The organism is Leclercia sp. M-A074-M, assembly GCF_965195605.1.
Lineage (GTDB): Bacteria > Pseudomonadota > Gammaproteobacteria > Enterobacterales > Enterobacteriaceae > Enterobacter.
This window is the reverse complement of the sequence record NZ_CBDAHM010000015.1, coordinates 1-25,072: the sequence shown is the minus strand read 5'-3', so window position 1 is coordinate 25,072 and position 25,072 is coordinate 1. Positions and strand designations below refer to the sequence as shown.

The window sequence follows — 25,072 nt, the reverse complement described above, 5'->3', positions numbered from 1 at the left end:
TTACAGGCAGCGAGAGAAAACAAAAAAGGTGCTCAATGAGCACCTTTTGCATTTCTGAAACCTTATTTGTCGGTGAGCGCTGGTTTGTTGTCGATATTGGTCAGAACGCCGCTGCTGTTGAAGGTCAGCGTCAGGGTCTGCTGCGACACGTTTTCATGGCCCGGTTGCTGGCGGAAGACGTAGAACCAGGTGTTGGTGCCGAATGGATCGGACATCATCGGTGTGCCCAGGGCATAAGCGACCTGCTGTTGCGTCATGCCGACGCGAATTTTAGACACATCGTTAGGTGCGAGATAGTTCCCCTGGTTGATGTCAGGGCGGTAAACCACTTTTTCCAGCGTGGAGCAGCCTGCGGTCATCATCAGAAGAACCGCTGCGGCAGCGGTCAGCGTTTTACAGCGCATAGTGATTTGATTCCTTTTCGGGCCCGGGCAATACGCGACGGCTCATATGTAATATGCCGATGATAATAGACCTTTCACCACATTAAAACCTCTGGTGGCCGGTCTGTCGGCGTTTTTATTGTTCTGTATGACCCTGAGATACCGAAAAAGTTTACGCAGCCAGCAGTTCTTTCGCATTCGCCAGCGTATTACGGGTGACTTCGCTGCCGCCCAGCAGACGCGCCAGCTCCTGCAGACGGGCGCGCTTGTCCAGCGGCTGCATATGCGTTTCGGTCATCTCGCCATCGGTCTCTTTGCTGACAAAGAAGTGATGGTGGCCACAGCCGGCAACCTGCGGCAGGTGGGTCACACACATTACCTGGGTGGACTCGCCAAGCTGACGCAGCAGTTTGCCCACGACCGCCGCGGTCGGGCCGCTGATACCAACGTCCACTTCATCGAAGATCAGCGCCGGGGTTTCCATTTTCTTCGCGGTGATCACCTGAATCGCCAGGGCAATACGCGACAGCTCACCGCCCGACGCGACCCGGGAGATAGGCTGCAGCGGTTGCCCCGGGTTGGTGGTGACCCGGAATTCAATGCGGTCTGCGCCTTCAGCCGTCAGGTGGTTGGCTTCGAACTTGACATCAATGGTGAAGACGCCGTGGGGCATCGACAGCAGATGCATGCTCTCGGTGATGTGCTGGCTCAACTCCTGAGCATAGCGCTGACGCACGTTGTGCAGCTGCGTCGCCGTTTCCAGAGCCTGCTTATGATGGACGCTGACGGCCAGAGAGAGGGTCTCCAGCGAGTCGGCCTGATCGTCGAGCTGATTCTGCTCATCAAGCAGGGACTGGTGAAAATTGGGCAACTCTTCAGGTGAAACGTGGTGCTTGCGCGCGAGGGAGATCTGACGCGAAATACGCTGTTCCAGTTCAAACAGGCGGTTAGGGTCCAGATCCAGTCGCTCACAGTAATGGCGCAGCTCGTCACTCGCTTCGGAGATCTGAATCGCCGCCTCTTCCAGCATATCGAGCATGCCGGAGACTTTACTGTCCATACCGGCCAGTTCGGTCACGAGCTGGCGTGCGGCATACAGCTGGCTTTGCAGATTCACATCTTCGCCATCGGCCAGCAAATTCAGCGCCTGCTGGCTGGTGGAGAGCAGCTGACCGCTGTTGGCCAGGCGCTTGTACTCTTCGTCAATCTGCTCAAACTCGCCCGCCTGGGGGCTGAATTCGTTTAACTCTTTCAGCTGATAGGCCAGCAGTTCGGCGCGGGCCGAACGCTCCTGGCTCTGCTGTTGATGCAGCGCCAGTTCGCGGCAGCTTTGATGCCACTGACGATAGTGAGCAGCCATCAGCTGCATCAGCGCAGACTCACCGGCGTAGCCGTCAAGCAGCGACTTCTGCTGTTCAGGTTTGATAAGCTGCTGATGGGCATGCTGGCCGTGGATCTGAATTAACAGCTGGCCCAGCTCGCGCAGCTGGGAGAGCGGCACCGCGGTACCGTTGATAAAGCCACGGGAGCGGCCATCACTGTTGAGAACACGGCGAAGTAAGCACTCACGTCCGTCTTCAAGCTGGTTTTCTTCAAGCCAGCGCAGCGCGGCGGGAGTGTCCTTGAGGGAAAAACGGGCGCACAGATCGGCGCGGCTGGCACCGGCGCGCACCATGCTGCCATCAGCACGACCGCCAAGGCAGAGCCCCAGCGCGTCAATCGCAATAGATTTACCGGCCCCGGTCTCGCCGGTGATAGCCGTCATACCGCTGTTGAAATCAATTTCGAGCTCACGCACGATGGCGAAGTTGCTGATGGTCAGTTGTGCCAGCATAAACGTTTTCCTGTATGAAAAACCATGACTGTGTTTGTGTACAGTATAATCTGGTTTTTTATACAGTAAAGTGCTGGATGCTATTTCAGAACAATTTTTTCGACCAGCCGAGCTTGGAGCTTAATGTGTTGAAATAGCTGTAGTCTTTAGGGTGAATAAGATTCAGGTGATAATCGCAGCGGCGGATCAGCACATCTTCACCTTCCTGAATAGGTAGCGCGATTTGGCTGTCGCAGCTGATCTCCAGGTCGTTGCGGCGGTGGGAAAAGCGCAGACGAATGGTGCTGCTGCTGTTAATCACCAGCGGGCGGGCTGAAAGGGTATGCGGGAACATCGGCACCAGGGTGATGGCATCCAGCGAAGGCGTTAGGATCGGGCCGCCCGCCGAGAGCGAGTAGGCTGTCGAGCCGGTCGGTGTCGATATGATCAGCCCATCGGAGCGCTGCGAGAAGGCAAAGATTTCGTCGATATAGACTTCAAACTCAATCATATGCGCCACTTTGCCCGGGTGCAGCACCACTTCGTTGATAGCGGTACTGATCCGCTTCTGGCAATCCTGCTGGCAGACCTGCGCCTCCAGTAAAAAGCGTTTTTCTGTGATGTAGTGGCCTTCCAGCACGTCGGCGAGCTGCTGCTGGGCATTATCCGGGTCGAGGTCGGTCAAAAAGCCCAGGTTGCCACGGTTGATGCCAATGACTTTAATATCGTAACGGGCGAGGGTACGGGCGGCGCCCAGCATATTGCCGTCGCCACCGACCACCACGGCCAGGTCGGCCTGCTGTCCAATTTCCGCCAGCGTGCCGGTTTTAACGTTTTTTAACTGCAGTTCCTGAGCAATTTGTTGTTCCACAATCACGTCATAATTTTTGGCGCACAGCCAGCGATAGAGCATTTCATGTGTCGTCAACGCAGTAGGGTGACGTGGATGACCGACAATTCCAATACACTTGAAATGGTTGCTCATTTTCTGAAGGTCCTTGTGCGAATGAATGATGACAATGTGGCTTGTTCCCTTGAATCCCGGAAACTGATCCCCATAATAAGCGAAGTTAGCGAGTTGAATGCAGAAAAACGCGGAGAAATTCATGAGTAGTAAAGAACAGAAAACGCCTGAGGGGCAAGCCCCGGAAGAAATTATCACGGAGCAGCACGAAGAGGTTGAGGCTGTAGAGGCTGAGGCTGGTGCTGAGCAGGTGGATCCGCGCGATGAAAAAATTGCGAATCTGGAAGCGCAGTTAGCTGAAGCCCAGAACCGCGAGCGCGATGGCATCCTGCGTATCAAAGCAGAAATGGAAAACCTGCGTCGCCGTACCGAGCTGGACGTTGAAAAAGCGCATAAATTTGCGCTGGAAAAATTTGTCAACGAACTGCTGCCGGTTATCGACAGCCTGGATCGCGCGCTGGAAGTAGCGGATAAAGCGAACCCGGATATGGCACCGATGGTTGAAGGGATTGAGCTGACGCTGAAATCCATGCTCGACGTAGTGAGGAAGTTCGGTGTGGAAGTGGTTGCCGATACCAACGTGCCGATGGATCCGAACGTGCATCAGGCCATTGCGATGGTGGAATCTGAGGACGTGGCTGCCGGCAACGTGCTGATGGTGATGCAGAAAGGCTATACCCTGAACGGTCGTACCATTCGCGCGGCGATGGTCTCCGTGGCGAAAGCAAAGGCGTAATGCGCCTCCCGTAGTGCCGGGTGGTGGCGTCGCCTCACCCGGCCTACAACATCTTACTCCGCGACGCTCTCCCGCAACGGTTTAACCGGCACGACTTTAACCTGCTTAATCATATTGTCCTGCACGTCCAGGATATCAATATCGTACTGACCAATCCGCACCCGCGTGCCTGCAGCCGGGATCTCCTCCAGCGCTTCCAGAATCATGCCGTTGATGGTTCGGGCTTCCTCTTCCGGCATCTGCCAGTTAAAGGCTTTATTGAGTTCACGGACGTTCGCGCTACCGTCAATCAGCACCGAGCCATCGTTTTGCGGCGTAACCTCTTCGGCAAGAGTAGGGGACATGGAGGTGGTGAAGTCGCCGACAATCTCCTCCAGAATATCTTCTACCGTCACCAGGCCCTGAATGTCGCCATACTCATCGACCACCAGACCCACTTTCTTTTTATTGCGCTGGAATTTAATCAGCTGGGTGCTGAGAGGCGTTCCTTCCGGGATGTAGTAAATTTCATCCGCCGCACGCAGCATCACCTCTTTGGTAAACTCTTTTTTCTCGGTCATCAGACGATACGCTTCACGCACGCGCAGCATGCTGATGGTGTCGTCCAGCGAATCACGGTACAGCACGATGCGGCCATGCGGGGAGTGGGTCAGCTGGCGGACAATCGCTTTCCAGTCGTCGTTAATGTCGATACCGACGATCTCATTGCGCGGCACCATGATGTCGTCCACGCTCACCTTCTCCAGATCCAGCACCGACAGCAGCATATCCTGATTGCGGCGGGAGATTTGCGAGCGTGACTCATGCACGATGGTGCGCAGTTCATCCTTGCTCAGCGCGCTGCTGACCACCCCATCCGCTTTGATACCAATCAGGCGCATCAGGATCCGGGTCACACCATTTAACAGCCAGACCAGCGGCATCATCAGAACGAGCATAGGCGACAGCAGGAAGCTGCTGGGATAGGCGACCTTCTCGGGATAGAGGGCTGCGATGGTTTTCGGTAACACTTCGGCAAAGACCAGCACCACAAAGGTCAGCACCCCGGTGGCGATAGCGACCCCGGCGTTGCCGTAGAGACGCATGCCGACAATGGTGCCCAGCGCGGAGGCGAGAATGTTGACCAGGTTATTGCCGATAAGCACCAGGCTTATCAGGCGATCTGGCTTACGCAGCAGTTTTTCTACACGGCGAGCGGCACGGTTACCCTGTTTGGCGCGATGACGTAACCGGTAACGGTTGAGCGTCATCATCCCGGTCTCCGAGCCGGAGAAATAGGCGGAGATAACCACCATGACGATCAGGGTAACGATCAGCGTGGTAGTGGAGATGTGTTCCAGGGGGAACTCCTTTGTTACTTAGCTGGCAAATTGCTGGATGACGCGGCTACCAAAATAGGCAAGGGTCAGGAGGCCTGCACCCGCCACGTTGAACCAGACCACGCGGCGACCGCGCCAGCCTTCATGATAATGGCCCCATAACAGGACAATATAGACAAACCACGCGATGATGGAGAGCACGGCCTTGTCGATATTCTCCATGCTGAAGAGATTATGCATATAAAACAGGCCAGTGCTCAGGGTGAGCGTCAGCAATACTACGCCAACCTGGGTGATGTGGAACATCTTACGCTCAATGGTCATCAGCGGCGGCATCTCGTTGCTGAAGACCAGCTTTTTATTTTTGAGCTGGTAGTCAATCCAGGCCAGCTGGAGCGCGTACAGCGCGGCAATAATCAGCGTGGCATAAGAGAACAGCGACAGGCCAATATGCACCATCATGCCCGGGGTGGTCTCAAGGTGAGTAATAAACTCGTTCGGCATGAAGGTAGCAAAGGCCAGATTGATCAGCGCGAAGGCGTAGACAATGGGCAGCAGCAGCCAGCCGCGGTTTTTCGAGGCCACGATAGTCATCACCGTACAGATCATCAGGCTGACCAGTGAGCCGACGTTAAGCAGGCTCAGGTTCTGCCCGCTGCCATCGCCCGGTAAAATGCGCGCTTCGAGCGCAAAAGCGTGGCTTATCAACGCGATGACCGCCGACAAAATAGCCATTCGCCGCCAGCCACTGTTTTTTTGTAACAGGCCAGGAATGATCAGCGCAAGGCTGACAGAGTACGCGACGAGGGCGATCAGAGCGAAAACAGGCATATAGGTGTCGACAGTTGTCCTGATAAGAAAGAGATGCAGTATAACGTTACGTGAGGCGTGCTCCAACCGTTGCATAACAACAAAGACGGCTTCATGTTATACTCCGGCAAAATTCTGTGTACGTGTCGCGCCAGCGACCTAACGTTTCTACCCCAGGCGAGAGACAATGTTTGATAATTTAACCGATCGTTTGTCGCGCACGCTGCGCAACATCAGCGGCCGTGGACGCCTTACCGAAGACAATATTAAAGAGACGCTGCGCGAAGTGCGTATGGCGCTGCTCGAAGCAGACGTCGCGCTGCCTGTCGTCCGTGATTTCATCAACCGCGTAAAAGAGAAAGCGGTTGGCCATGAAGTGAATAAGAGCCTGACCCCGGGTCAGGAGTTCGTCAAAATCGTGCGTAACGAACTGGTTGCGGCGATGGGCGAAGAGAACCAGAGCCTGAACCTGGCGGCGCAACCACCCGCAGTGGTGCTGATGGCGGGTCTGCAGGGTGCGGGTAAAACCACCAGCGTCGGTAAGCTGGGTAAATTCCTGCGCGAGAAGCACAAGAAGAAAGTGCTGGTCGTCTCTGCCGACGTTTATCGCCCGGCGGCGATCAAACAGCTGGAAACCCTGGCTGAACAGGTTGGCGTGGAGTTCTTCCCGTCCGATGTCGGACAGAAACCGATCGATATCGTGAACGCGGCGCTGAAAGAGGCGAAGCTGAAGTTCTTTGACGTGCTGCTGGTGGATACCGCCGGTCGTCTGCACGTTGACGAAGCGATGATGGACGAGATTAAACAGGTGCATGCCGCGATCAACCCGGTAGAAACCCTGTTTGTCGTTGACGCCATGACCGGTCAGGATGCGGCCAATACCGCAAAAGCCTTCAACGAAGCGCTGCCGTTAACCGGCGTGGTGCTGACCAAAGTGGACGGCGACGCCCGCGGCGGTGCGGCGCTCTCTATTCGTCATATCACCGGTAAGCCAATCAAGTTCCTCGGCGTCGGCGAAAAGACCGAAGCGCTGGAGCCGTTCCACCCGGACCGTATTGCCTCCCGTATCCTCGGCATGGGCGACGTGCTGTCGCTGATCGAAGATATCGAGAGCAAGGTTGACCGTGCCCAGGCCGAGAAGCTGGCCTCCAAGCTGAAAAAAGGCGACGGCTTCGATCTGACCGACTTCCTGGAGCAGCTGCGCCAGATGAAAAACATGGGCGGTATGGCGAGCCTGATGGGCAAGCTGCCGGGCATGGGGCAAATTCCGGATAACGTAAAAGCGCAGATGGACGACAAGGTCCTGGTGCGTATGGAGGCGATTATCAACTCCATGACGCTGAAAGAGCGCGCGAAGCCGGAAATCATCAAAGGCTCCCGTAAACGCCGTATCGCGGCGGGTTGTGGGATGCAGGTCCAGGACGTGAACCGTCTTCTGAAGCAGTTCGACGACATGCAGCGCATGATGAAGAAGATGAAGAAGGGCGGCATGGCCAAGATGATGCGCGGCATGAAAGGCATGATGCCCCCAGGATTCCCGGGTAGATAATATCGGGCTACCTTATTTGCCATTTTGACGCCGGGGTGTGCTCGCTATCCTCACGTACGCAAAGTACGCTCCGGTAGCTGCGCGCACGCCGACGCCAAACTGGCTGCACCGGTTACGCCCTGGCCTTGTGCAGTAAAAAACAGATGCTGATTGCATTTTCCCCAGAAATCAGTAAAATTTTCGGGCTTTTAATATGACACCGGGCTCCTTCCCTCGATGGGGCCCGGTGTTTTATTCACACAAGAGGATGTTATGGTAACTATTCGTTTAGCACGTCACGGCGCGAAAAAGCGTCCGTTCTACCAGGTTGTTGTCACCGACAGCCGTAATGCACGCAACGGTCGCTTCATCGAGCGTGTTGGTTTCTTCAACCCACTGGCCGCTGGCGCAGAAGAAGAAACCCGTCTGGATCTGGATCGTATCGCTCACTGGGTTGGCCAGGGCGCTACTGTTTCCGATCGCGTTGCTACGCTGATCAAAGCAGCAAACAAAGCAGCTTAATCTGTCACGGTGGTCATGATGAGCAAAAAAGCACCTGTTGAACCGATTGTATTGGGCAAAATGGGTTCTTGCTACGGTATCCGTGGTTGGCTCAGAGTGTTTTCCTCCACCGAAGACGCCGAAAGCATTTTTGACTATCAGCCCTGGTTTATCCAGAAGGCCGGTAAGTGGGAAGAGGTCGAGCTGGAAAGCTGGCGTCACCACAATCAGGACATCATCATCAAGCTGAAAGGCGTTGACGATCGTGATGCCGCGAATGCGCTGACTAATTGTGAAATTGTCGTCGATTCGTCGCAGTTGCCACAGCTGGAAGAGGGTGACTACTACTGGAAAGACCTTATGGGTTGCCAGGTAGTCACGACTGAAGGTTACGGTCTGGGGAAAGTCATCGATATGATGGAAACCGGATCCAATGACGTTCTCGTCATTAAGGCAAACCTGAAAGATGCGTTTGGTATCAAGGAGCGGCTGGTTCCGTTCCTCGATGGGCAGGTTATCAAGAAAGTCGATCTCGCTACTCGTACTATCGAAGTAGATTGGGATCCTGGTTTTTAAATTCTCCTGAAAACGGTAAAAGACGGCGCTATGTGGATTGGCATTATTAGCCTGTTTCCTGAAATGTTCCGCGCGATTACTGATTACGGGGTAACTGGCCGGGCAGTAAAAAATGGCCTGCTGAGCATCGAAAGCTGGAGTCCACGTGACTTCACGCATGACCGGCACCGTACCGTGGACGATCGTCCTTACGGCGGCGGACCGGGGATGCTCATGATGGTTCAACCCTTGCGGGATGCCATCGCAGCAGCAAAAGCCGCGGCAGGTGAAGGCGCAAAGGTGATTTATCTGTCACCTCAGGGACGCAAGCTTGATCAAGCGGGCGTCAGCGAACTGGCAACGAATCAGAAACTGATTCTGGTGTGTGGTCGCTACGAAGGGATAGATGAGCGCGTAATTCAAACCGAGATTGACGAAGAATGGTCTATCGGCGATTACGTTCTCAGCGGTGGTGAGTTACCGGCAATGACGCTGATTGACTCGGTTTCCCGGTTTATTCCGGGGGTTCTGGGCCATGAAGCTTCAGCAACAGAAGACTCTTTTGCTGATGGATTGCTGGACTGTCCACACTATACCCGTCCTGAAGTGTTAGAAGGGATGGAGGTACCGCCAGTATTACTGTCGGGAAACCATGCCGAGATTCGTCGCTGGCGCCTGAAGCAGTCGCTGGGCCGTACCTGGCTTAGAAGACCTGAACTTCTGGAAAACCTGGCTCTGACTGAAGAGCAAGCAAAGTTGCTGGCCGAGTTCAAAACTGAACACGCGCACCAGCAGCAGAAACATGATGGGATGGCCTGAGGCCCCCAAATATCAGTTTACCCAGGATAAGAGATTAAATTATGAGCAACATTATTAAGCAACTTGAACAAGAGCAGATGAAGCAGGACGTACCTTCCTTCCGTCCGGGTGATACCGTGGAAGTGAAAGTATGGGTTGTTGAAGGTTCCAAAAAACGTCTGCAGGCATTTGAGGGCGTGGTTATCGCTATCCGTAACCGCGGTCTGCACTCTGCATTCACTGTTCGTAAAATTTCCAACGGCGAAGGCGTTGAGCGTGTCTTCCAGACTCACTCTCCGGTAGTTGACAGCATTGCTGTTAAACGTCGTGGTGCTGTACGTAAAGCTAAACTGTACTACCTGCGTGAGCGTACTGGTAAGTCTGCTCGTATTAAAGAGCGTCTGAACTAAGATTCGCTTGTGCGACATCCTGTAAAAAGGGCTGGCCGAATGGCCGGCCTTTTTTTATCTCTCTGTGCCCTGCGCATTAACTTCTTCGTCATAAATCGTTTACAATGCCCCTGCTCTAACGGAGGGTAAGTGACGACTCAACAGCATCAGACAAAATGGCAACGTATCGCGGCAGGTCTCGCGTTATTTGCGATCCTGATGATCGTCTTTGCGCCGCTGGTCTCTGTCTCGTTGCAAAAAGATCCCATGAGCGCGATGCCCGGCATGCACCATGACATGAGCATGATGGCAGAGCACCATGCCCCGCCCGAAAGCATGCCGGTTGACCATGCCGAAGCCTGCGGTTACTGCGTACTGTTGGCCCACGTGCCGGGTGTGATTCTGGCGCTGGTGATGCTGCTGTGCGCGGTATTACTCAGGCAGCGCCTGACGCCGCCGCGCCCCTCTGTTCGCCACTGGCACTTCTTCCCCTGGCTCTGCCCCGATACCCGCGCACCGCCGCACCTGTCTGCTTATTCCATTTAAATAAAACGTACACCCTGGTGTACCGATAATCTATTGCCTGAAAAAGGGAAAGCATGACTACCTGCACTTCGCGCGCAGCCTGGGGCAACCTGCTGCGTCGTCTTCACTTCTATATTGGTCTGTTTGTCGGGCCGTTTATCTTCATCGCTGCGCTCTCAGGTACGCTCTATGTCGCTACGCCGCAGCTGGAAAATGCGCTTTATCATCATGCCCTGTTCAGCGAGACCGAGGGAGAAGCGCGTCCCCTTGCTGAACAGATCGCGGTCGCAGAAAAGGTCACCGGCGGAGGGCTACCTCTGCATGCGGTACGTCCGGGCCTGGTTGCAGGTGAGACCACCCGGGTGATGTATGCCGACCCGGCGCTGAACGCCTCTGAGAACCGGGCCATCTTTATCGACCCGGTCAGCCTGGCGGTGCGCGGCGATATGACCGTCTATGGCACCAGCGGTATCCTGCCGTTACGCCAGAAGATTGATTATCTGCATCGGTCATTACTGCTGGGCGATATCGGGCGTATCTACAGCGAGCTGGCCGCGTCATGGATGTGGATCGCTGCGCTGGGAGGGATCGCGCTGTGGTTCTATACCCGGCCAAAACGGCGCATCAATAACCGCTTCCAGAACCACCGTCGGCTACACGTCTCCCTCGGCTGGTGTCTGCTGCTGGGCATGCTGTTGTTCTCGGCTACCGGCCTGACCTGGTCCCAGTGGGCGGGGGGCAACGTGGATAAACTGCGTGCGCAGCTGAACTGGCTCACGCCGCAGGTGAACACGCAGCTGCACGGTCCGGCGGAGGTCGCCGATCCGCATGCCGATCATCATGGTCACCACATGTCGATGCCCATGCCGCAGATGAAGCCCGACCTGGCATTGTATGACGGCGTAATGAACGCGGCTTATGCAGCAGGTATTGATGCCACGAAGCTGGAGATCCGCCCGGCGAAAAGCGCTACCACGGCGTGGACGGTAACGGAGATCGATCGCGGCTGGCCGACGCAGGTGGACGCGGTGGCTGTTGACCCGGCGACCCTGACGGTGATCGATCGGACCCGCTTTGCGGATTTCCCGCTGATGGCCAAACTGACCCGCTGGGGTGTGGATTTCCATATGGGGGTGCTGTTTGGCCTGCCAAACCAGCTGGTGCTGATCGCTTTTGGCCTCGCGCTGTGTGTGATGATCGTCTGGGGATACCGGATGTGGTGGATGCGAAGACCCCGCCAGACGGCAACCAATCCGGCGCAGACGCTGTGTCAGAGCTGGCTGGCGTTGCCGCTGTGGGGGCGCGTGCTCTCTTTCGCTATCGCCTTTTTACTGGGGCTGGCGATGCCAGTAATGGGATGCAGCCTGGCGCTGTTCGTCATCGTTGACTGGCTGCGCTGGCGCGGGGCATCAGCGGCGTTGTCTTCTACGCGGAATTTCTAGGACGCTGATGCTTCACCAGATACATATTCCGGTCGGCTTGATCGAGCAACGCTTCAACGGAATGGTGTTCCCAGCCCAGCGCGAAGCCAATGCTGAGCGACATTCTGGTGCTGAGTCCGTTTTGCAGCTCATATGAGGGGCTGAACTGCTGCTTCAGCGCAGCGCAAAGGCGCAGAACCTCGTACTCCGAGTGGACGCCATACAGAATGATGGCAAATTCATCCCCGCCCAGACGATAGGGCTGATGACGCCCGCCGCTGAATTCGACCATGCGGCGGGCCACTTCAATCAGCACATCGTCGCCCGCGGCGTGCCCCCAGGTATCGTTAATCAGCTTGAAGTCATCGCAATCCAGGAAGAGCAGGGCGGCGTTAGCCCGCGAGGAGGCGTCACTCATCAGGGCCGAGATGCGGGTACGAAAAGCGGCCCGATTCGCCAGCCCGGTGAGCGGGTCGTGCATGGCAGTGCGCAGCAGCTGGGCATTTTTCGCCTGTAGTTTGCGCTGCCACTCCTCCATTTCATCCAGCAGGCTATTGAAGTCCTGACCGAAACGATGAAATTCATCAATACGCTCCTCTGGCACCCGGCGGGAGAAATTCCGGTTCGTACGGACATCATGCACCACCTCGGTAATGTTTTGCAGGGCGGTGACCACGCCATTGTGCAGGGTGCGGGTTATCGCTAACGCCACCAGGGAGGCAAACAGGATGCAACCGGTTAACACGGCCAGAGACGTCCAGAGAAAGTGACTAATAAGGCTGTCACGTGCGGTAAGGCGTAATTCACCAATCGGCAGGTTGTTGTGCCAGACGCGCTGTCTGATGGGCTGGGGGAATAACCACTGGCTGACCAGTTGACTCAGGGGATCCGCCTGCACGTCTGGCTCCATTGACCACGCCGCAAAAGGGTTATCGTGGCGGTCCAGCAATATTGCTGACGAAAATTGCCCCTGTTTGCCGAGTGTGGCCAGCGCTTCGTGAGCGGCGGCGGTATCATTAAAGACCAGCGTCGCCTCCAGGCTGCGACTTACCGTGGCGCTGGTTAATTCAAGATTTCGTTGCGCGTACTGTTTCAGTGTGAATACCGAAGCAATAGACAATAATAACCAGACCAGCGTCATGGTAATGAGAACACTAATTATACTGATGCGCCTGAGGGTTCTTTTGAACGTTGGACGCGGCGCTGATGTAAATTCCTTATTCATGCTTTGTATTCCATGCAAGCATTAACACATCAGGACTAACCCGGACTCCGCTGCGCGACAGCACATTCATATTGACGGAAAATCTGACCTGTCTATCGTCTATTATCAGGCAAAAAGCGCTGCCTGTAAGACACTGCGAATTTTGCTCCGCAATGAGGAGTAACGGTCTGGCATTAAATGCTGTGCTTAATTCAAGTTGGGCGTGGGGAGGCTCACTGCCAAAATAGAGCGCATGGCATCCTGCACTCAGTGCCTCTTGATCGCTATGGATAATGACGGGGATATAGGGCAGCGTGTCCGGGCCATCGATACTGAGCGCCTCAACGTAGCGGGAAGAGGCAAAAATGCACAGGGTTGGCTGGCCAGAGAGGGTGGGCCAGCGGGTATAACTGACGATCCCGGAGACAATTGAACGTACCGATTTATCCGTTCTGGATAATGTTCCGCCAATAGCGTGTCCGCAGGATATTAACAGCATCACTACCAGCGCTACCCGACAACCGGAAATGAGAAAATAGTTACCCACCAGAATCCGCCATACCACTCTGGGAATATTAGCCCTTTAGTTTTGCCGCAATAATACCATTTTTTACCCGGATCGTCATTACGTCGCGCTGATATTAAGGAGCTTAAGTAAAATCCTGGCTCCTTAATTTAAAAAGGAGCTATCGAGGTTATTAATTCAAACGGCTGGCTTTTGTACCTTCATCCATACCCTGCTGCCAGGCGGTGCGGAGCTGAGTGGCGTTTTCAGCGGTATCACAGCTGGCGGGGAATATTCGACCGGCTAATCCCCAGGCGTAAACAAAATTTTCCTGGCATATTTTCTTTTGTCCCTCTTTATATCCTTTGAGATAGGCCGGGCGGTCCACCTTAGGGTCATTAAAATTAGCGGCAAGCGTTTCACGGGATTTTACGGCCACGCCGTCCATCGCGTCTTCTTTCCCCGCACCATACCAGTCGGTGCCGGTCCAGTGAGGCTGATGAGTGTAAGGATCAATCTGACAAGCGGTTAATAGCAGACCCAAAAGCGGGATAACGGTCAGGCGCATAAGGCATTCTCCTTTTTCCATTGAGCATAGCCTGGCGATAAGAATCTATTCTGTAATTTTTACGTTACACCTTAATCAGATGTTTTTTGCTTGAAAAGAGGCGTTGTAAACTATTATTTACGAATTTTGGATTGAAATCTTTACTTGATGTGATATCGTTGGGCTTCCTCAGTGAGGAAACCACTATCGCAAACGAGCTTCCAGGACCGCAATCATGCAAAAAGACGCGCTGAATAACGTACATATTACTGATGAACATGTTTTGATTACTCCGGATCAACTGAAAGCGGAATTCCCGCTGAGCGTTGAGCAGGAGGCGCAAATCGCGCACTCCCGCAAGACCATTTCCGACATCATCGCCGGGCGCGATCCGCGTCTGCTGGTGGTATGTGGTCCGTGCTCTATTCATGATCCTGAAGCTGCCATCGAATATGCCCATCGTTTTAAAGCTCTGGCCGAGGAGGTCAGCGATAGCCTCTACCTGGTCATGCGCGTCTATTTTGAAAAACCTCGTACCACTGTCGGCTGGAAAGGGTTGATTAACGATCCGCACATGGATGGCTCGTTTGATGTGGAAGCCGGTCTGAAGATTGCGCGTAATCTTCTGGTGGAGCTGGTGAACATGGGGCTGCCGCTGGCGACAGAAGCGCTGGATCCGAACAGCCCACAATACTTGGGCGATCTCTTTAGCTGGTCGGCAATCGGGGCGCGTACGACCGAGTCTCAGACGCACCGTGAAATGGCTTCTGGCCTCTCCATGCCGGTCGGTTTCAAAAATGGAACAGACGGCAGCCTGGCCACAGCCATCAACGCTATGCGTGCCGCTGCCATGCCGCACCGTTTTGTCGGCATCAACCAGGCGGGCCAGGTTTGCCTGCTGCAGACCCAGGGCAACCCGGACGGACACGTTATCCTGCGTGGCGGCAAAGCGCCTAACTACAGCCCGGCAGATGTGGCGCAGTGTGAAAAAGAGATGGAACAGGCAGGACTGCGCCCGGCGCTGATGGTAGATTGCAGTCATGGTAATTCCAATAAAGATTACCGTCGTCAGCCTGCGGTGGCGGAATCCGTCGTCGCGCAGATCAAAGATGGCAACCGTTCGATTATTGGCCTGATGATTGAAAGCCACATCCATGAAGGCAATCAGTCATCTGAGCAGCCGCGCAGCACCATGAAATACGGGGTATCTGTTACGGATGCCTGCATCAGCTGGGAAACCACCGATGCGCTGCTGCGTGAGATCCACAAAGATTTGAACGGCCAGCTGGCGACGCGTCTGGCTTAAGAGGTTTGTTATGGTTGCTGAATTGACCGCCCTGCGCGATCAAATTGATGAGGTAGATAAGGCGCTACTGGATTTGCTGGCGCGCCGCATGGCGCTGGTCGCCGAGGTAGGTGAAGTCAAAAGTAAATATGGCTTGCCGATTTACGTGCCGGAGCGCGAAGCCTCCATGCTGGCCTCCCGGCGCAAAGAGGCGCAGGCGCTGGGCGTCTCGCCGGACCTGATAGAAGATGTACTGCGCCGGGTGATGCGCGAGTCGTATTCCAGCGAAAACGACAAGGGATTTAAAACCCTTTGTCCGACGCTGCGCCCGGTGGTCATTGTCGGTGGCGGCGGGCAGATGGGGCGTCTCTTCGAGAAGATGCTCACGCTCTCAGGCTACCAGGTCCGCATCCTTGAAAAAGAGGACTGGACCCGGGCGCAGGCGATGGTGGCCGATGCGGGTATGGTCATTGTCAGCGTACCGATCCACATCACCGAAGAGATTATTGCCCGACTGCCACCGCTGCCGGATGACTGTATTCTGGTCGATCTCGCCTCGGTAAAAAATGGTCCATTGCAGGCGATGCTTGCCGCACACCGTGGTCCGGTGCTGGGGCTGCACCCGATGTTCGGCCCGGACAGCGGCAGTCTGGCGAAGCAGGTAGTCGTCTATTGTGATGGCCGCCAGCCAGAAGCGTACCAGTGGTTCCTGGAGCAGATTCAGGTATGGGGCGCACGACTGCACCGGATCAGTGCCGTCGAGCATGACCAGAACATGGCCTTTATCCAGGCGCTGCGTCACTTCGCAACCTTCGCGTATGGCCTGCACCTGGCGGAAGAGAACGTTCAGCTTGAGCAGCTGCTGTCGCTGTCGTCTCCTATCTATCGTCTTGAACTGGCGATGGTCGGACGACTGTTTGCCCAGGATCCGCAGCTCTATGCGGATATCATTATGTCCTCGGGCAATAACCTGGCGCTGATCAAACGTTACTACCAGCGTTTTGGTGAGGCGATTACGCTGCTGGAGCAGGGCGATAAGCAGGCCTTTATCGACAGCTTCCGCAAGGTCGAGCACTGGTTTGGCGATTACGCCCAGCGTTTCCAGAGCGAGAGCCGCATTTTGCTCCGACAGGCGAATGACAGTCGCCAGTAATCTGATGATGTATATACTGAAAGCCAGCACTGCTGGCTTTTTTTATTTTGGGGAACTGTCATGGCTGAACCACGCGTTTTGTTTGACTATACGGGGCACTTACCAGAGTGCCCCACCTGGAGCGAAGCAGAAAGCGCGCTCTACTGGGCGGATATTCTGGAAGGCGAGATCCACCGCTACCATCTGCCGACGGGTGAACACAGCGTTTTATCCTTCCATGAAGAGGTGGGGTGCTTCGCGCTGCGTCAGGATGGGGGCTTTATTGTCGCCATGCGCACGGGCATCTGGCTGGCGGATAAGCATGGGCTGCTACAACGAAAAGTTTGTGATAATCCGTCGAACCCGCAGCTGGCACGCTTTAATGACGGGGGAACCGATCATTTCGGCCGCTTTTACGCGGGCACATTCTGGGCTCCGGGGGACTATAACGGCGCCTTGCTGATGCGTATCGATAACGACCTGACGCCGGAGGTGATCCAGTGTGATATCCACGGCCATAACGGGCTGGCCTTTAGCGATGACCGGCGCTGGATGTACACCTCAGACACGCCCAATGCGGTGATCTACCGTACGCCGCTGGATGAGCAGGGCGAACCGGGTAAACGGGAAGTCTTTCGCCGGTTCCAGCCGGGGGAGGGGATCCCGGACGGCGCGGCGGTGGATGTGGAGGGCTGTTACTGGAGCGCGCTGTTTGACGGCTGGCGGATCGCCCGTTTTTCACCGCAGGGCGAACAGCTGGAAGAGTACCGGTTGCCGGTGCGCTGTCCGACAATGGTCTGTTTTGGGGGCGATGATATGCAGACGCTGTTTATTACCACCACCCGTGAGAACATGGACGCACAGGAGGTGGCGGCATATCCTCTTTCCGGCGCCATTTTCACCCTGCCCGTCAGCGTGGCAGGAGTGAAAAAAGGCCCATTTATCGCGCGTTAAGCCGGATCGACCGGGACGACGTTTTCGCTCGGATAGCATCCCAGCACCTTCATGGAGCGGGTGATCTCACCCAGTTCACGCAGGGCTTTCTGCAGGGACGCAGACTCCAGGTTGGCCTGGATATCGAGATAGAACATCTCTTCCCACGGGTTGCCATGAATAGGGCGCGATTCCAGTTTGGTCATAATCAGATTGTGATTGCGCAGTACCAGCAGAGCCTCAACCAGCGCGCCGGCCTGCTGGCCCGTCGCCATCAGCAGGGTGGTTTTGGCCGGCACCTGATCGGAGACGTTGATTGCTTTACGCGCCAGCACGATGAAACGGGTGATGTTTTGCGTCTGGTTGGCCAGGTTGCGCTCCAGCACCTGTAAGCCATAGAGCGCCCCGCCCGCTTCGCTGCCGAGCGCGGCAACGGTGGGGGAGTTGGCCTGTGCGACCTTCTCCATCGCGGCTGACGTGCTTTCGGTATATTCAATTTTCCAGCCCGGATAGCGGTTCAGGAACTGGCTGCACTGCTGGAAAGGTTGTGGGTGGCTGTAGACCGTCTCGATCTTGTCGAGGTCAGTCGTTCCGGAAACCAGTACGCAGTGGTCAATCGGGATCGTCATCTCGCCGACCAGCGACAGCGTAGTGTGCTGGAGCAGATCGTAAACGTCGTTGATGGCACCGGAACTGGTGTTCTCAATCGGCACGACAGCGTAATCTGCCTGGCCGGTTTCTACCTGATTGAAAATATCGGCGAACTTCGCGCAGCCGCTCTCAATAAACTCTTCGAAGTGACGGGCAGCATACTGACGTGCAGCGAGGTGGGAATAGGACCCTTTTGGTCCCAGGAAGGCAATACGCGCCGAGTGCGGATTAGTTTTGTTCAGATGCTGCTGCAGCAACGCCTGCTGGGTGAGAACGGAATCTTCGATAATCAGCTGGAACAGACGGGTAATGTAGTGCGCATCCAGATGGTGCGTTTTACCAAGGTTAATCAGGCGTTCCAGCAGGTCGCGCTCCCGATCGATATCGCGTACCGGACGATGTGAAGCCAGCTTTGCTTTTCCGACCTCAACGGCCAGCGCACGGCGTTCGGCCAGTAGTGAAAGCAATTTTTCATCCAGAGCGCTGATCTTATCTCGCAGATCCAGTAACGGGTTTTCCGGTGTCATAGCGTTGCCTTTGTCATTTATCGTTATCAATAAAAAAGGCCCCCCGGTGTGGGAGGCCTTATTGTTCGTCTTCGCATTCTTTATCACACGACGAAACGCCTCCCAATCAGGGGAAGGTAAAAAAGAATGCGAAGAAAAACGGTTTAATGGTCATGGAAAATTCCTTCAGAAGACAGACTTAAAGTACCCGTACTGTTTTCACCCTGTCAATAAAAAACGCGCCCGAAGGCGCGTTGGCGATAGACTCAATGTAAAGGATTACTCATCTTCAACTTCTTCTGCGAAGCTGGCGTCTTTCACCGATGTTGTGGCGCGACGGGCTTCACCTTTGTGTTGCACTTTATTGAGCTGCCGTTCCAGCTTGTTAATCAAATCGTTGATGGCGGTGTACATATCCTCATGTTTCGCGCTGGCGACCAGATGGCCGTTTGGAGTATTGATAGTTGCGTCAGCGATGAAACCCTGTGGCTCCTTAGAGAGAATGATATGTGGGTTAATCAAGTGTGTTTGCCATTTATCCAGTTTGGCGAGACGGTCTGCGACGTGCTGGCGGATTGCCGGAGTAATTTCCATTTGTTTACTGGTAATGTTCATTGTCATAAATTTTACCTCTTGTCTTTCCCGTCTTGGTGAGTCCAGCATACCGTTCCTAATGTCAAAATGTGTGATGTAAATCACATTTTTATGTCACTTTTTGTCAACGGATTCTTTTTGTGAGGCAGGACAGGAACACGTAACATTTATCTTGTCGAAGCGACAAATTGCGGCCATAGTTGATAGGATTCGTGCAGGCTAAACCGCTTCAGCTTGATGCGGAATGGATAAAAAAACGGCAGCCCTGAGGCTGCCGTTTTGCATTCTACTGGACGATCAGGAGCTGCTGCTGTTCGCGGCGATGATCTTCGCCACTTTGTCAGCCTGGGAGGTCATCTGCAGCTGGCGATAGGCGTTTTCCATCAGCTTCAGGCCATCACGCGTTGCCTGAGTATCCGGATAATCACGCAGCATGCCTTCGACGCGGTTCACGACGGCAACGTATGCACCACGACGGGTATAGTATTCCGCCACAGAGTATTCGTATTTCGCCAGACGGTCTTTCAGGAACACCAGACGTTTGCTGGCATCCGTTACGTACTGGCTGTTCGGGTAGCCGCGAACCAGTTTAGAGAAGTCATTAAACGCATCGCGGGCGTGCTGCGGGTCGCGGTCGGAGCGATCCACACCAAAGAAGCCCTGCAGCGCGCTGTCATCCAGCGCCATATTGGTCAGGCCGCGCATATACATCACGTAGTCAATATTCGGATGGGTCGGATTCAGACGCATGAAGCGATCAATCGTCGCCTGGGCCAGTGGCAGATCGGCATTTTTATAGTAGGCGTAGATCAGATCCAACTGTACCTGCTGGGAGTACGGGCCAAATGGATAGCGATTATCCAGCGCTTCCAGTTGCGTTATCGCCTGTTTCCAGTTACCGTCCTGCAGCTTTTGCTGAGCAGTCGCATAGATTTCATTCGGCGGATTGTCAGGGACCTGTTCATTCGAACCGGAGCAGCCTACCAAAGCCAGGCTCAACGTGGCCGCTGCCACCAGATATTTCATGCGCGTCATGACGTTTTGACTTTCCTCAAATGTTTGTCCGGGAGAATCTCTTTCCTGCTCCCGATTAAGACCAGCTACAATAGCACACTATATTAAACGGCAAAGCCGTAAAACCCAACGTTAAACGAAGAAGCAGTCTATGGCACAACGAGTAGAACTCACCGCAACAGTCTCCGAAAAACAGCTCGGACAACGCTTAGATCAGGCTTTGGCCGAAATGTTCCCTGATTATTCGCGTTCACGCATAAAAGAATGGATTCTTGACCAGCGCGTGCTGGTAAATGGCAAGATCTGGGACAAGCCAAAAGAGAAAGTGTTGGGTGGGGAAGTGGTCGCCATCAATGCTGATATCGAAGAAGAAGTCCGTTTTGAGCCTCAGGATATCCCGCTGAATATCGTCTATGAAGATGACGACATCCTGGTTATTAACAAGCCGCGCGATCTGGTTGTACACCCTGGCGCAGGTAACCCTGACGGCACTGTACTGAACGCCCTGCTGCACTACTATCCTCCTATTGTGGACGTACCGCGTGCGGGGATCGTTCACCGTCTGGATAAAGACACCACCGGCCTGATGGTCGTTGCCAAGACCATTCCGGCGCAGACGCGTCTGGTGGAGTCCCTGCAGCTGCGTGAAATCACCCGTGAATACGAAGCGGTTGCTATTGGGCATATGACCTCCGGTGGCACGGTAGAGCAGCCTATCAGTCGCCATCCGACCAAGCGTACCCACATGTCCGTTCACCCGATGGGTAAACCGGCCGTCACGCACTACCGCATTATGGAGCATTTCCGCATTCATACGCGTCTGCGTCTGCGTCTGGAAACGGGCCGTACGCACCAGATCCGTGTGCATATGTCCCATATCACCCATCCGCTGGTGGGCGATCAGCTGTACGGTGGTCGTCCGCGTCCACCGAAAGGGGCGTCTGACGAATTTATCGCGATGCTGCGTAAATTCGACCGCCAGGCCCTGCACGCAACCATGCTACGTCTCTACCATCCGATCACCGGCATTGAGATGGAATGGCATGCGCCAATTCCACAGGATATGGTGGATCTTATCGACGCGATGCGTGCCGATTTTGAAGAACATAAGGATGACGTGGACTGGTTATGACCAAACTGATTGTCCCGGAGTGGCCTGCGCCAGAAGGTGTGGCGGCCTGCAGTTCAACCCGTATCGGCGGCGTGAGTGAGGGGGCCTGGGAATCATTGAACCTGGGCGCTCACTGTGGCGATAACCTCGATCACGTTGAAGAGAATCGTAAGCGGTTGTTTGCGGCAGGCCAGTTGCCGTCAAAACCGGTCTGGCTTGAGCAGGTACATGGCACCGCTGTGCTTCGTCTCACCGGTGAACCGTATGCCTCGAAACGTGCCGATGCGTCTTACAGCAATACTCCGGGCACGGTTTGTGCCGTCATGACCGCTGACTGTCTGCCGGTGCTTTTCTGCAACCGTGCGGGCACGGAAGTGGCGGCCGCCCATGCCGGTTGGCGCGGATTGTGCGCTGGCGTACTGGAAGAGACCGTCGCCTGTTTTGCCGACAGCGCGGATAACATCATCGCCTGGCTTGGCCCGGCCATTGGCCCACAGGCTTTTGAAGTGGGGCCGGAGGTGCGTGACGCTTTTATGGCGCACGATCCGCAGGCGCAGAGCGCTTTTCTTCCGGCAGGGGATAAGTATATGGCGGACATTTATCAGCTTGCCCGCCAGCGCCTGACCCGCGTCGGTATCAGCCAGATCTACGGCGGCGATCGCTGCACCTTCACCGAAAACGATGATTTCTTTTCCTATCGCCGCGACAAGACTACCGGGCGTATGGCAAGTTTCATTTGGCTGATATAACCTATAGAATCAAGACGATCCGGTACGCGCCGTTTTCTTTTCGCATAATTCAGGTCATTCACCTTGAATAATTGAGGGATGACCTCATTTAATCTCCAGTAGCAATTTTGACCTGTTATGGGAGGAGTTATGCGTCTGGATCGTCTTACTAATAAATTCCAGCTTGCTCTCGCCGATGCCCAGTCTCTCGCACTGGGGCACGACAATCAGTTTATCGAACCTCTTCATTTAATGAGCGCCTTACTGAATCAGGAAGGGGGATCGGTACGTCCTTTATTGACATCTGCCGGCATTAATGCGGGCCAGTTACGCACAGCCATCGATCAGGCGCTGAGCCGTTTACCGCAGGTAGAGGGCACAGGCGGAGATGTTCAGCCGTCTCAGGATCTGGTTCGCGTATTAAACCTGTGCGACAAACTGGCGCAGAAACGCGGCGACAACTTTATTTCGTCAGAGCTCTTTGTTCTGGCGGCGCTTGAATCACGTGGCACCTTGACCGACCTGCTGAAAACAGCTGGCGCAACTACCGCCAATGTGACGCAGGCGATTGCACAAATGCGCGGAGGTGAGAGCGTGAACGATCAGGGTGCTGAAGATCAGCGTCAGGCATTGAAAAAATATACGGTCGACCTGACTGAGCGTGCGGAACAGGGCAAGCTTGACCCGGTCATTGGCCGTGACGAAGAGATCCGCCGTACCATTCAGGTCCTGCAGCGCCGTACCAAAAATAACCCGGTGCTGATTGGTGAGCCGGGCGTCGGTAAAACGGCTATTGTGGAAGGGCTTGCCCAGCGTATCGTCAATGGTGAAGTGCCGGAGGGTCTGAAAGGCCGCCGTGTACTGGCACTGGATATGGGCGCGCTGGTGGCCGGGGCCAAATACCGCGGCGAATTTGAAGAACGCTTAAAAGGCGTGCTCAACGATCTGGCGAAACAGGAAGGCAACGTCATTCTGTTTATCGACGAACTGCACACGATGGTGGGAGCAGGTAAAGCCGATGGTGCCATGGATGCCGGGAACATGCTGAAACCCGCTCTTGCTCGCGGCGAGCTGCACTGCGTGGGCGCCACCACGCTTGATGAGTATCGTCAGTACATTGAAAAAGATGCTGCTCTGGAACGTCGATTCCAGAAAGTATTTGTGGCTGAACCGTCAGTGGAAGATACCATCGCGATCCTGCGTGGCCTGAAAGAGCGTTATGAGCTGCACCACCATGTGCAGATTACTGACCCGGCCATCGTGGCGGCTGCTACCTTGTCGCATCGCTATATTGCCGACCGACAGCTGCCTGACAAAGCGATCGACCTTATCGACGAAGCGGCCTCCAGTATTCGTATGCAGATTGACTCCAAGCCAGAAGAGCTGGACCGACTCGATCGCCGGATCATTCAGCTCAAGCTGGAACAGCAGGCGCTGAAAAAAGAGTCTGATGAAGCGAGTAAAAAGCGTCTGGATATGCTTAATGAAGAGCTGGATGATAAAGAGCGCCAGTATTCTGAGTTAGAAGAAGAGTGGAAAGCCGAGAAAGCTTCCCTGTCTGGCACTCAAACAATCAAAGCTGAGCTTGAACAGGCAAAAATTGCCATTGAGCAGGCGCGTCGTGTGGGCGATCTGGCGCGCATGTCTGAACTGCAGTACGGCAAAATTCCTGAGCTGGAAAAACAGCTTCAGATGGCGACGCAATCGGAAGGTAAAACGATGCGTCTGTTACGTAATAAAGTGACGGATGCGGAAATTGCTGAAGTGCTTGCTCGCTGGACCGGGATTCCGGTGGCGCGCATGCTTGAAGGCGAACGTGAAAAACTGCTGCGTATGGAACAGGATCTCCATAATCGTGTGATTGGGCAGAACGAGGCGGTTGAAGCGGTATCGAATGCTATCCGTCGTAGTCGCGCAGGGCTTTCCGATCCGAATCGCCCGATTGGTTCGTTCCTGTTCCTGGGGCCAACCGGCGTCGGTAAAACCGAACTGTGCAAAGCGCTGGCTAACTTTATGTTCGACAGTGACGATGCGATGGTGCGTATCGATATGTCCGAGTTTATGGAAAAACACTCCGTTTCACGTCTGGTCGGTGCGCCTCCTGGTTATGTTGGTTATGAAGAAGGCGGTTACCTGACGGAAGCAGTGCGCCGTCGTCCTTATTCCGTCATCCTGCTGGATGAGGTGGAAAAAGCGCATCCGGATGTGTTCAACATTCTGCTACAGGTACTGGATGATGGTCGTCTGACGGACGGGCAGGGGAGAACGGTCGACTTCCGTAATACGGTTGTCATCATGACTTCGAACCTGGGTTCTGATTTGATTCAGGAACGTTTCGGTGAACTGGATTACAGCCATATGAAGGACCTGGTGCTCGGGGTGGTGAGCCATAACTTCCGTCCTGAGTTCATCAACCGTATTGATGAAGTGGTGGTCTTCCATCCTCTGGGTGAGAAACACATTGCCTCGATTGCGCAGATTCAGCTGCAGCGTCTCTATAAACGTCTGGAAGAGCGTGGGTATGAAATTCACATTTCCGACGATGCGCTGAAGCTGCTGAGCGAGAATGGTTACGATCCGGTATACGGTGCGCGTCCATTAAAACGTGCTATCCAGCAGCAGATCGAAAACCCGCTGGCACAGCAGATCCTCTCTGGGGAGCTGATTCCGGGCAAAGTTATCCGTCTGGAAGCTAACGACGATCGCATTGTGGCAGTGCAGTAAATCACAAAACGCAAAAACGAGCCCCCGGAGGGCTCGTTTTTGTTTAAAAACCAGGCAAAAATAGAGATCCAAATGCGGAGTTGCCTGGAAAGTGAGCGGTCGATAAATAATTTTCACTTTATACTTGCCAGCTCCGAAGAACTGCCTATAATGCGCCTCCACTGACACGGAACAACGGCAAGCAAGCCGCCGAATCAGCAGAGAAAAGCGCGAAATAATCGCTTGACTCTGAAGCGGGAAAGCGTAGTATGCACAACCCGCGCCGCAGCGAAAAACGAAGCGGCACTGCTCTTTAACAATTTATCAGACAATCTGTGTGGGCACTCAAAGTGACATGGATTCTTAACGTCCTCGGACGAAAAATGAATACCAAGTCTCTGAGTGAACACGTAATTC

Annotated in this window: 26 protein-coding genes and 1 other annotated feature; of the genes, 14 read left to right on the top strand and 12 right to left on the bottom strand. The window is 54.6% G+C overall.

Translation table 11 applies throughout. From position 1 onward, the window contains the following. Positions 1–62: 62 nt before the first annotated feature. From bamE to nadK, 3 genes are all read right to left on the bottom strand, one after another. The gene (gene bamE, locus ACOKCT_RS21595; RefSeq protein WP_103180792.1) at positions 63–404 is read right to left on the bottom strand and encodes an outer membrane protein assembly factor BamE; all 342 of its coding nucleotides are present in this window, start codon (positions 402–404) and stop codon (positions 63–65) included. A 151-nt stretch (positions 405–555) separates the two neighbouring features. Next, positions 556–2,217, bottom strand: coding sequence for a DNA repair protein RecN (gene recN / locus ACOKCT_RS21590; RefSeq protein ID WP_420193864.1), 1,662 nt, complete (start codon positions 2,215–2,217; stop codon positions 556–558). Between the two features lie 85 nt (positions 2,218–2,302). Next, entirely contained in the window at positions 2,303–3,181 is an 879-nt protein-coding gene (gene nadK, locus ACOKCT_RS21585) for an NAD(+) kinase (protein WP_103180790.1), read from the bottom strand. Between the two features lie 121 nt (positions 3,182–3,302). Here nadK and grpE point away from each other — a divergent pair, with 121 nt between their 5' ends. Further along, the gene (grpE, locus tag ACOKCT_RS21580) at positions 3,303–3,896 is read left to right on the top strand and encodes a nucleotide exchange factor GrpE (RefSeq protein ID WP_139156362.1); all 594 of its coding nucleotides are present in this window, start codon (positions 3,303–3,305) and stop codon (positions 3,894–3,896) included. Between the two features lie 53 nt (positions 3,897–3,949). Here the strand turns inward: grpE and ACOKCT_RS21575 are convergent, their stop codons facing one another. Both ACOKCT_RS21575 and ACOKCT_RS21570 read right to left on the bottom strand, forming a co-directional pair. Further along, entirely contained in the window at positions 3,950–5,236 is a 1,287-nt protein-coding gene (locus ACOKCT_RS21575) for an HlyC/CorC family transporter (protein WP_156655048.1), read from the bottom strand. Between the two features lie 18 nt (positions 5,237–5,254). Continuing rightward, positions 5,255–6,046 (bottom strand): cytochrome C assembly family protein, encoded by a 792-nt coding sequence (locus ACOKCT_RS21570; RefSeq protein ID WP_103822531.1) that lies wholly within the window; start codon positions 6,044–6,046, stop codon positions 5,255–5,257. A gap of 166 nt (positions 6,047–6,212) precedes the next feature. Between ACOKCT_RS21570 and ffh the strand changes: the two genes are divergently transcribed. The 7 genes from ffh to ACOKCT_RS21535 all read left to right on the top strand — a co-directional run bounded on the left by ffh (position 6,213) and on the right by ACOKCT_RS21535 (position 11,763). After that, a complete protein-coding gene (gene ffh, locus ACOKCT_RS21565; RefSeq protein WP_103180786.1) occupies positions 6,213–7,574 on the top strand; it encodes a signal recognition particle protein in 1,362 nt (453 codons plus the stop codon). 252 nt (positions 7,575–7,826) lie between these two features. Then, the gene (gene rpsP, locus ACOKCT_RS21560; protein WP_003863133.1) at positions 7,827–8,075 is read left to right on the top strand and encodes a 30S ribosomal protein S16; all 249 of its coding nucleotides are present in this window, start codon (positions 7,827–7,829) and stop codon (positions 8,073–8,075) included. A gap of 15 nt (positions 8,076–8,090) precedes the next feature. Next, a complete protein-coding gene (gene rimM / locus ACOKCT_RS21555) occupies positions 8,091–8,630 on the top strand; it encodes a ribosome maturation factor RimM (RefSeq protein ID WP_301564410.1) in 540 nt (179 codons plus the stop codon). Between the two features lie 30 nt (positions 8,631–8,660). Next, positions 8,661–9,428 (top strand): tRNA (guanosine(37)-N1)-methyltransferase TrmD, encoded by a 768-nt coding sequence (gene trmD / locus ACOKCT_RS21550; RefSeq protein WP_103180784.1) that lies wholly within the window; start codon positions 8,661–8,663, stop codon positions 9,426–9,428. Positions 9,429–9,469: 41 nt separating this feature from the next. Further along, complete coding sequence (gene rplS, locus ACOKCT_RS21545; protein ID WP_002914145.1) at positions 9,470–9,817, top strand: 50S ribosomal protein L19; 348 nt, start codon at positions 9,470–9,472, stop codon at positions 9,815–9,817. Positions 9,818–9,946: 129 nt separating this feature from the next. After that, the gene (locus ACOKCT_RS21540; RefSeq protein WP_255410827.1) at positions 9,947–10,342 is read left to right on the top strand and encodes a DUF2946 domain-containing protein; all 396 of its coding nucleotides are present in this window, start codon (positions 9,947–9,949) and stop codon (positions 10,340–10,342) included. Between the two features lie 53 nt (positions 10,343–10,395). Next, entirely contained in the window at positions 10,396–11,763 is a 1,368-nt protein-coding gene (locus tag ACOKCT_RS21535; RefSeq protein ID WP_103180783.1) for a PepSY-associated TM helix domain-containing protein, read from the top strand. On the opposite strand, the gene dgcN is transcribed toward ACOKCT_RS21535, so the two are convergent. From dgcN to ACOKCT_RS21520, 3 genes are all read right to left on the bottom strand, one after another. Next, positions 11,747–12,967: a diguanylate cyclase DgcN gene (dgcN, locus tag ACOKCT_RS21530; RefSeq protein WP_420193863.1), complete on the bottom strand. Its 1,221-nt coding sequence runs from the start codon at positions 12,965–12,967 to the stop codon at positions 11,747–11,749. The two genes, ACOKCT_RS21535 and dgcN, sit on opposite strands and share 17 nt — an antisense overlap. Then, positions 12,960–13,445, bottom strand: a complete 486-nt coding sequence (locus ACOKCT_RS21525; RefSeq protein WP_103180781.1) for a YfiR family protein — start codon at positions 13,443–13,445, stop codon at positions 12,960–12,962. Before ACOKCT_RS21525 ends, dgcN begins: the two co-directional genes overlap by 8 nt. Positions 13,446–13,644: 199 nt before the next feature. Continuing rightward, the gene (locus ACOKCT_RS21520) at positions 13,645–14,019 is read right to left on the bottom strand and encodes a DUF2799 domain-containing protein (protein ID WP_103180780.1); all 375 of its coding nucleotides are present in this window, start codon (positions 14,017–14,019) and stop codon (positions 13,645–13,647) included. Between the two features lie 214 nt (positions 14,020–14,233). Here ACOKCT_RS21520 and aroF point away from each other — a divergent pair, with 214 nt between their 5' ends. From aroF to ACOKCT_RS21505, 3 genes are read left to right on the top strand one after another with little or no spacing between them, the layout of a single operon-like run. Continuing rightward, positions 14,234–15,304: a 3-deoxy-7-phosphoheptulonate synthase AroF gene (aroF, locus tag ACOKCT_RS21515; RefSeq protein WP_103180779.1), complete on the top strand. Its 1,071-nt coding sequence runs from the start codon at positions 14,234–14,236 to the stop codon at positions 15,302–15,304. Between the two features lie 10 nt (positions 15,305–15,314). Beyond that, positions 15,315–16,436, top strand: a complete 1,122-nt coding sequence (gene tyrA / locus ACOKCT_RS21510) for a bifunctional chorismate mutase/prephenate dehydrogenase (protein ID WP_103180778.1) — start codon at positions 15,315–15,317, stop codon at positions 16,434–16,436. A 60-nt stretch (positions 16,437–16,496) separates the two neighbouring features. Then, positions 16,497–17,369 (top strand): SMP-30/gluconolactonase/LRE family protein, encoded by an 873-nt coding sequence (locus tag ACOKCT_RS21505; protein ID WP_103180777.1) that lies wholly within the window; start codon positions 16,497–16,499, stop codon positions 17,367–17,369. Here ACOKCT_RS21505 and pheA read toward each other — a convergent pair. The 4 genes from pheA to bamD all read right to left on the bottom strand — a co-directional run bounded on the left by pheA (position 17,366) and on the right by bamD (position 20,134). After that, positions 17,366–18,526 carry a bifunctional chorismate mutase/prephenate dehydratase gene (pheA, locus tag ACOKCT_RS21500; protein WP_103180776.1) on the bottom strand — a complete coding sequence of 387 codons (1,161 nt, stop codon included), beginning with the start codon at positions 18,524–18,526 and terminating at the stop codon, positions 17,366–17,368. The two genes, ACOKCT_RS21505 and pheA, sit on opposite strands and share 4 nt — an antisense overlap. 29 nt (positions 18,527–18,555) lie before the next feature. Continuing rightward, positions 18,556–18,681, bottom strand: a sequence feature (Phe leader region). Continuing rightward, complete coding sequence (locus ACOKCT_RS21495; RefSeq protein WP_193312005.1) at positions 18,633–18,680, bottom strand: hypothetical protein; 48 nt, start codon at positions 18,678–18,680, stop codon at positions 18,633–18,635. Its footprint overlaps the feature before it by 48 nt. Before the next feature lie 103 nt (positions 18,682–18,784). Further along, positions 18,785–19,126: a ribosome-associated translation inhibitor RaiA gene (raiA, locus tag ACOKCT_RS21490; RefSeq protein WP_032613238.1), complete on the bottom strand. Its 342-nt coding sequence runs from the start codon at positions 19,124–19,126 to the stop codon at positions 18,785–18,787. 270 nt (positions 19,127–19,396) lie between these two features. Beyond that, a complete protein-coding gene (gene bamD / locus ACOKCT_RS21485) occupies positions 19,397–20,134 on the bottom strand; it encodes an outer membrane protein assembly factor BamD (RefSeq protein WP_103180775.1) in 738 nt (245 codons plus the stop codon). Between the two features lie 130 nt (positions 20,135–20,264). On the opposite strand from bamD, the gene rluD reads away from it, so the two are divergent. From rluD to clpB, 3 genes are all read left to right on the top strand, one after another. After that, positions 20,265–21,245 (top strand): 23S rRNA pseudouridine(1911/1915/1917) synthase RluD, encoded by a 981-nt coding sequence (gene rluD, locus ACOKCT_RS21480; protein ID WP_103180774.1) that lies wholly within the window; start codon positions 20,265–20,267, stop codon positions 21,243–21,245. Then, on the top strand, positions 21,242–21,973 hold the full coding sequence (yfiH, locus tag ACOKCT_RS21475; protein WP_420193862.1) for a purine nucleoside phosphorylase YfiH: 732 nt from the start codon (positions 21,242–21,244) through the stop codon (positions 21,971–21,973). Before rluD ends, yfiH begins: the two co-directional genes overlap by 4 nt. A gap of 129 nt (positions 21,974–22,102) precedes the next feature. Beyond that, positions 22,103–24,676: an ATP-dependent chaperone ClpB gene (gene clpB, locus ACOKCT_RS21470; RefSeq protein ID WP_103180772.1), complete on the top strand. Its 2,574-nt coding sequence runs from the start codon at positions 22,103–22,105 to the stop codon at positions 24,674–24,676. The last annotated feature ends 396 nt before the right edge of the window (positions 24,677–25,072 follow it).

What these genes read in the sequence shown, in the direction of transcription:
- bamE (WP_103180792.1), bottom strand. Translation starts at nt 404, where the DNA reads ATGCGCTGTAAAACGCTGACCGCTGCCGCAGCGGTTCTTCTGATGATG.
- recN (WP_420193864.1), bottom strand. Translation starts at nt 2,217, where the DNA reads ATGCTGGCACAACTGACCATCAGCAACTTCGCCATCGTGCGTGAGCTC.
- nadK (WP_103180790.1), bottom strand. Translation starts at nt 3,181, where the DNA reads ATGAGCAACCATTTCAAGTGTATTGGAATTGTCGGTCATCCACGTCAC.
- grpE (WP_139156362.1), top strand. Translation starts at nt 3,303, where the DNA reads ATGAGTAGTAAAGAACAGAAAACGCCTGAGGGGCAAGCCCCGGAAGAA.
- ACOKCT_RS21570 (WP_103822531.1), bottom strand. Translation starts at nt 6,046, where the DNA reads ATGCCTGTTTTCGCTCTGATCGCCCTCGTCGCGTACTCTGTCAGCCTT.
- ffh (WP_103180786.1), top strand. Translation starts at nt 6,213, where the DNA reads ATGTTTGATAATTTAACCGATCGTTTGTCGCGCACGCTGCGCAACATC.
- rpsP (WP_003863133.1), top strand. Translation starts at nt 7,827, where the DNA reads ATGGTAACTATTCGTTTAGCACGTCACGGCGCGAAAAAGCGTCCGTTC.
- rimM (WP_301564410.1), top strand. Translation starts at nt 8,091, where the DNA reads ATGATGAGCAAAAAAGCACCTGTTGAACCGATTGTATTGGGCAAAATG.
- trmD (WP_103180784.1), top strand. Translation starts at nt 8,661, where the DNA reads ATGTGGATTGGCATTATTAGCCTGTTTCCTGAAATGTTCCGCGCGATT.
- rplS (WP_002914145.1), top strand. Translation starts at nt 9,470, where the DNA reads ATGAGCAACATTATTAAGCAACTTGAACAAGAGCAGATGAAGCAGGAC.
- ACOKCT_RS21535 (WP_103180783.1), top strand. Translation starts at nt 10,396, where the DNA reads ATGACTACCTGCACTTCGCGCGCAGCCTGGGGCAACCTGCTGCGTCGT.
- dgcN (WP_420193863.1), bottom strand. Translation starts at nt 12,967, where the DNA reads ATGAATAAGGAATTTACATCAGCGCCGCGTCCAACGTTCAAAAGAACC.
- ACOKCT_RS21525 (WP_103180781.1), bottom strand. Translation starts at nt 13,445, where the DNA reads ATGCTGTTAATATCCTGCGGACACGCTATTGGCGGAACATTATCCAGA.
- ACOKCT_RS21520 (WP_103180780.1), bottom strand. Translation starts at nt 14,019, where the DNA reads ATGCGCCTGACCGTTATCCCGCTTTTGGGTCTGCTATTAACCGCTTGT.
- aroF (WP_103180779.1), top strand. Translation starts at nt 14,234, where the DNA reads ATGCAAAAAGACGCGCTGAATAACGTACATATTACTGATGAACATGTT.
- tyrA (WP_103180778.1), top strand. Translation starts at nt 15,315, where the DNA reads ATGGTTGCTGAATTGACCGCCCTGCGCGATCAAATTGATGAGGTAGAT.
- ACOKCT_RS21505 (WP_103180777.1), top strand. Translation starts at nt 16,497, where the DNA reads ATGGCTGAACCACGCGTTTTGTTTGACTATACGGGGCACTTACCAGAG.
- pheA (WP_103180776.1), bottom strand. Translation starts at nt 18,526, where the DNA reads ATGACACCGGAAAACCCGTTACTGGATCTGCGAGATAAGATCAGCGCT.
- raiA (WP_032613238.1), bottom strand. Translation starts at nt 19,126, where the DNA reads ATGACAATGAACATTACCAGTAAACAAATGGAAATTACTCCGGCAATC.
- bamD (WP_103180775.1), bottom strand. Translation starts at nt 20,134, where the DNA reads ATGACGCGCATGAAATATCTGGTGGCAGCGGCCACGTTGAGCCTGGCT.
- rluD (WP_103180774.1), top strand. Translation starts at nt 20,265, where the DNA reads ATGGCACAACGAGTAGAACTCACCGCAACAGTCTCCGAAAAACAGCTC.
- yfiH (WP_420193862.1), top strand. Translation starts at nt 21,242, where the DNA reads ATGACCAAACTGATTGTCCCGGAGTGGCCTGCGCCAGAAGGTGTGGCG.
- clpB (WP_103180772.1), top strand. Translation starts at nt 22,103, where the DNA reads ATGCGTCTGGATCGTCTTACTAATAAATTCCAGCTTGCTCTCGCCGAT.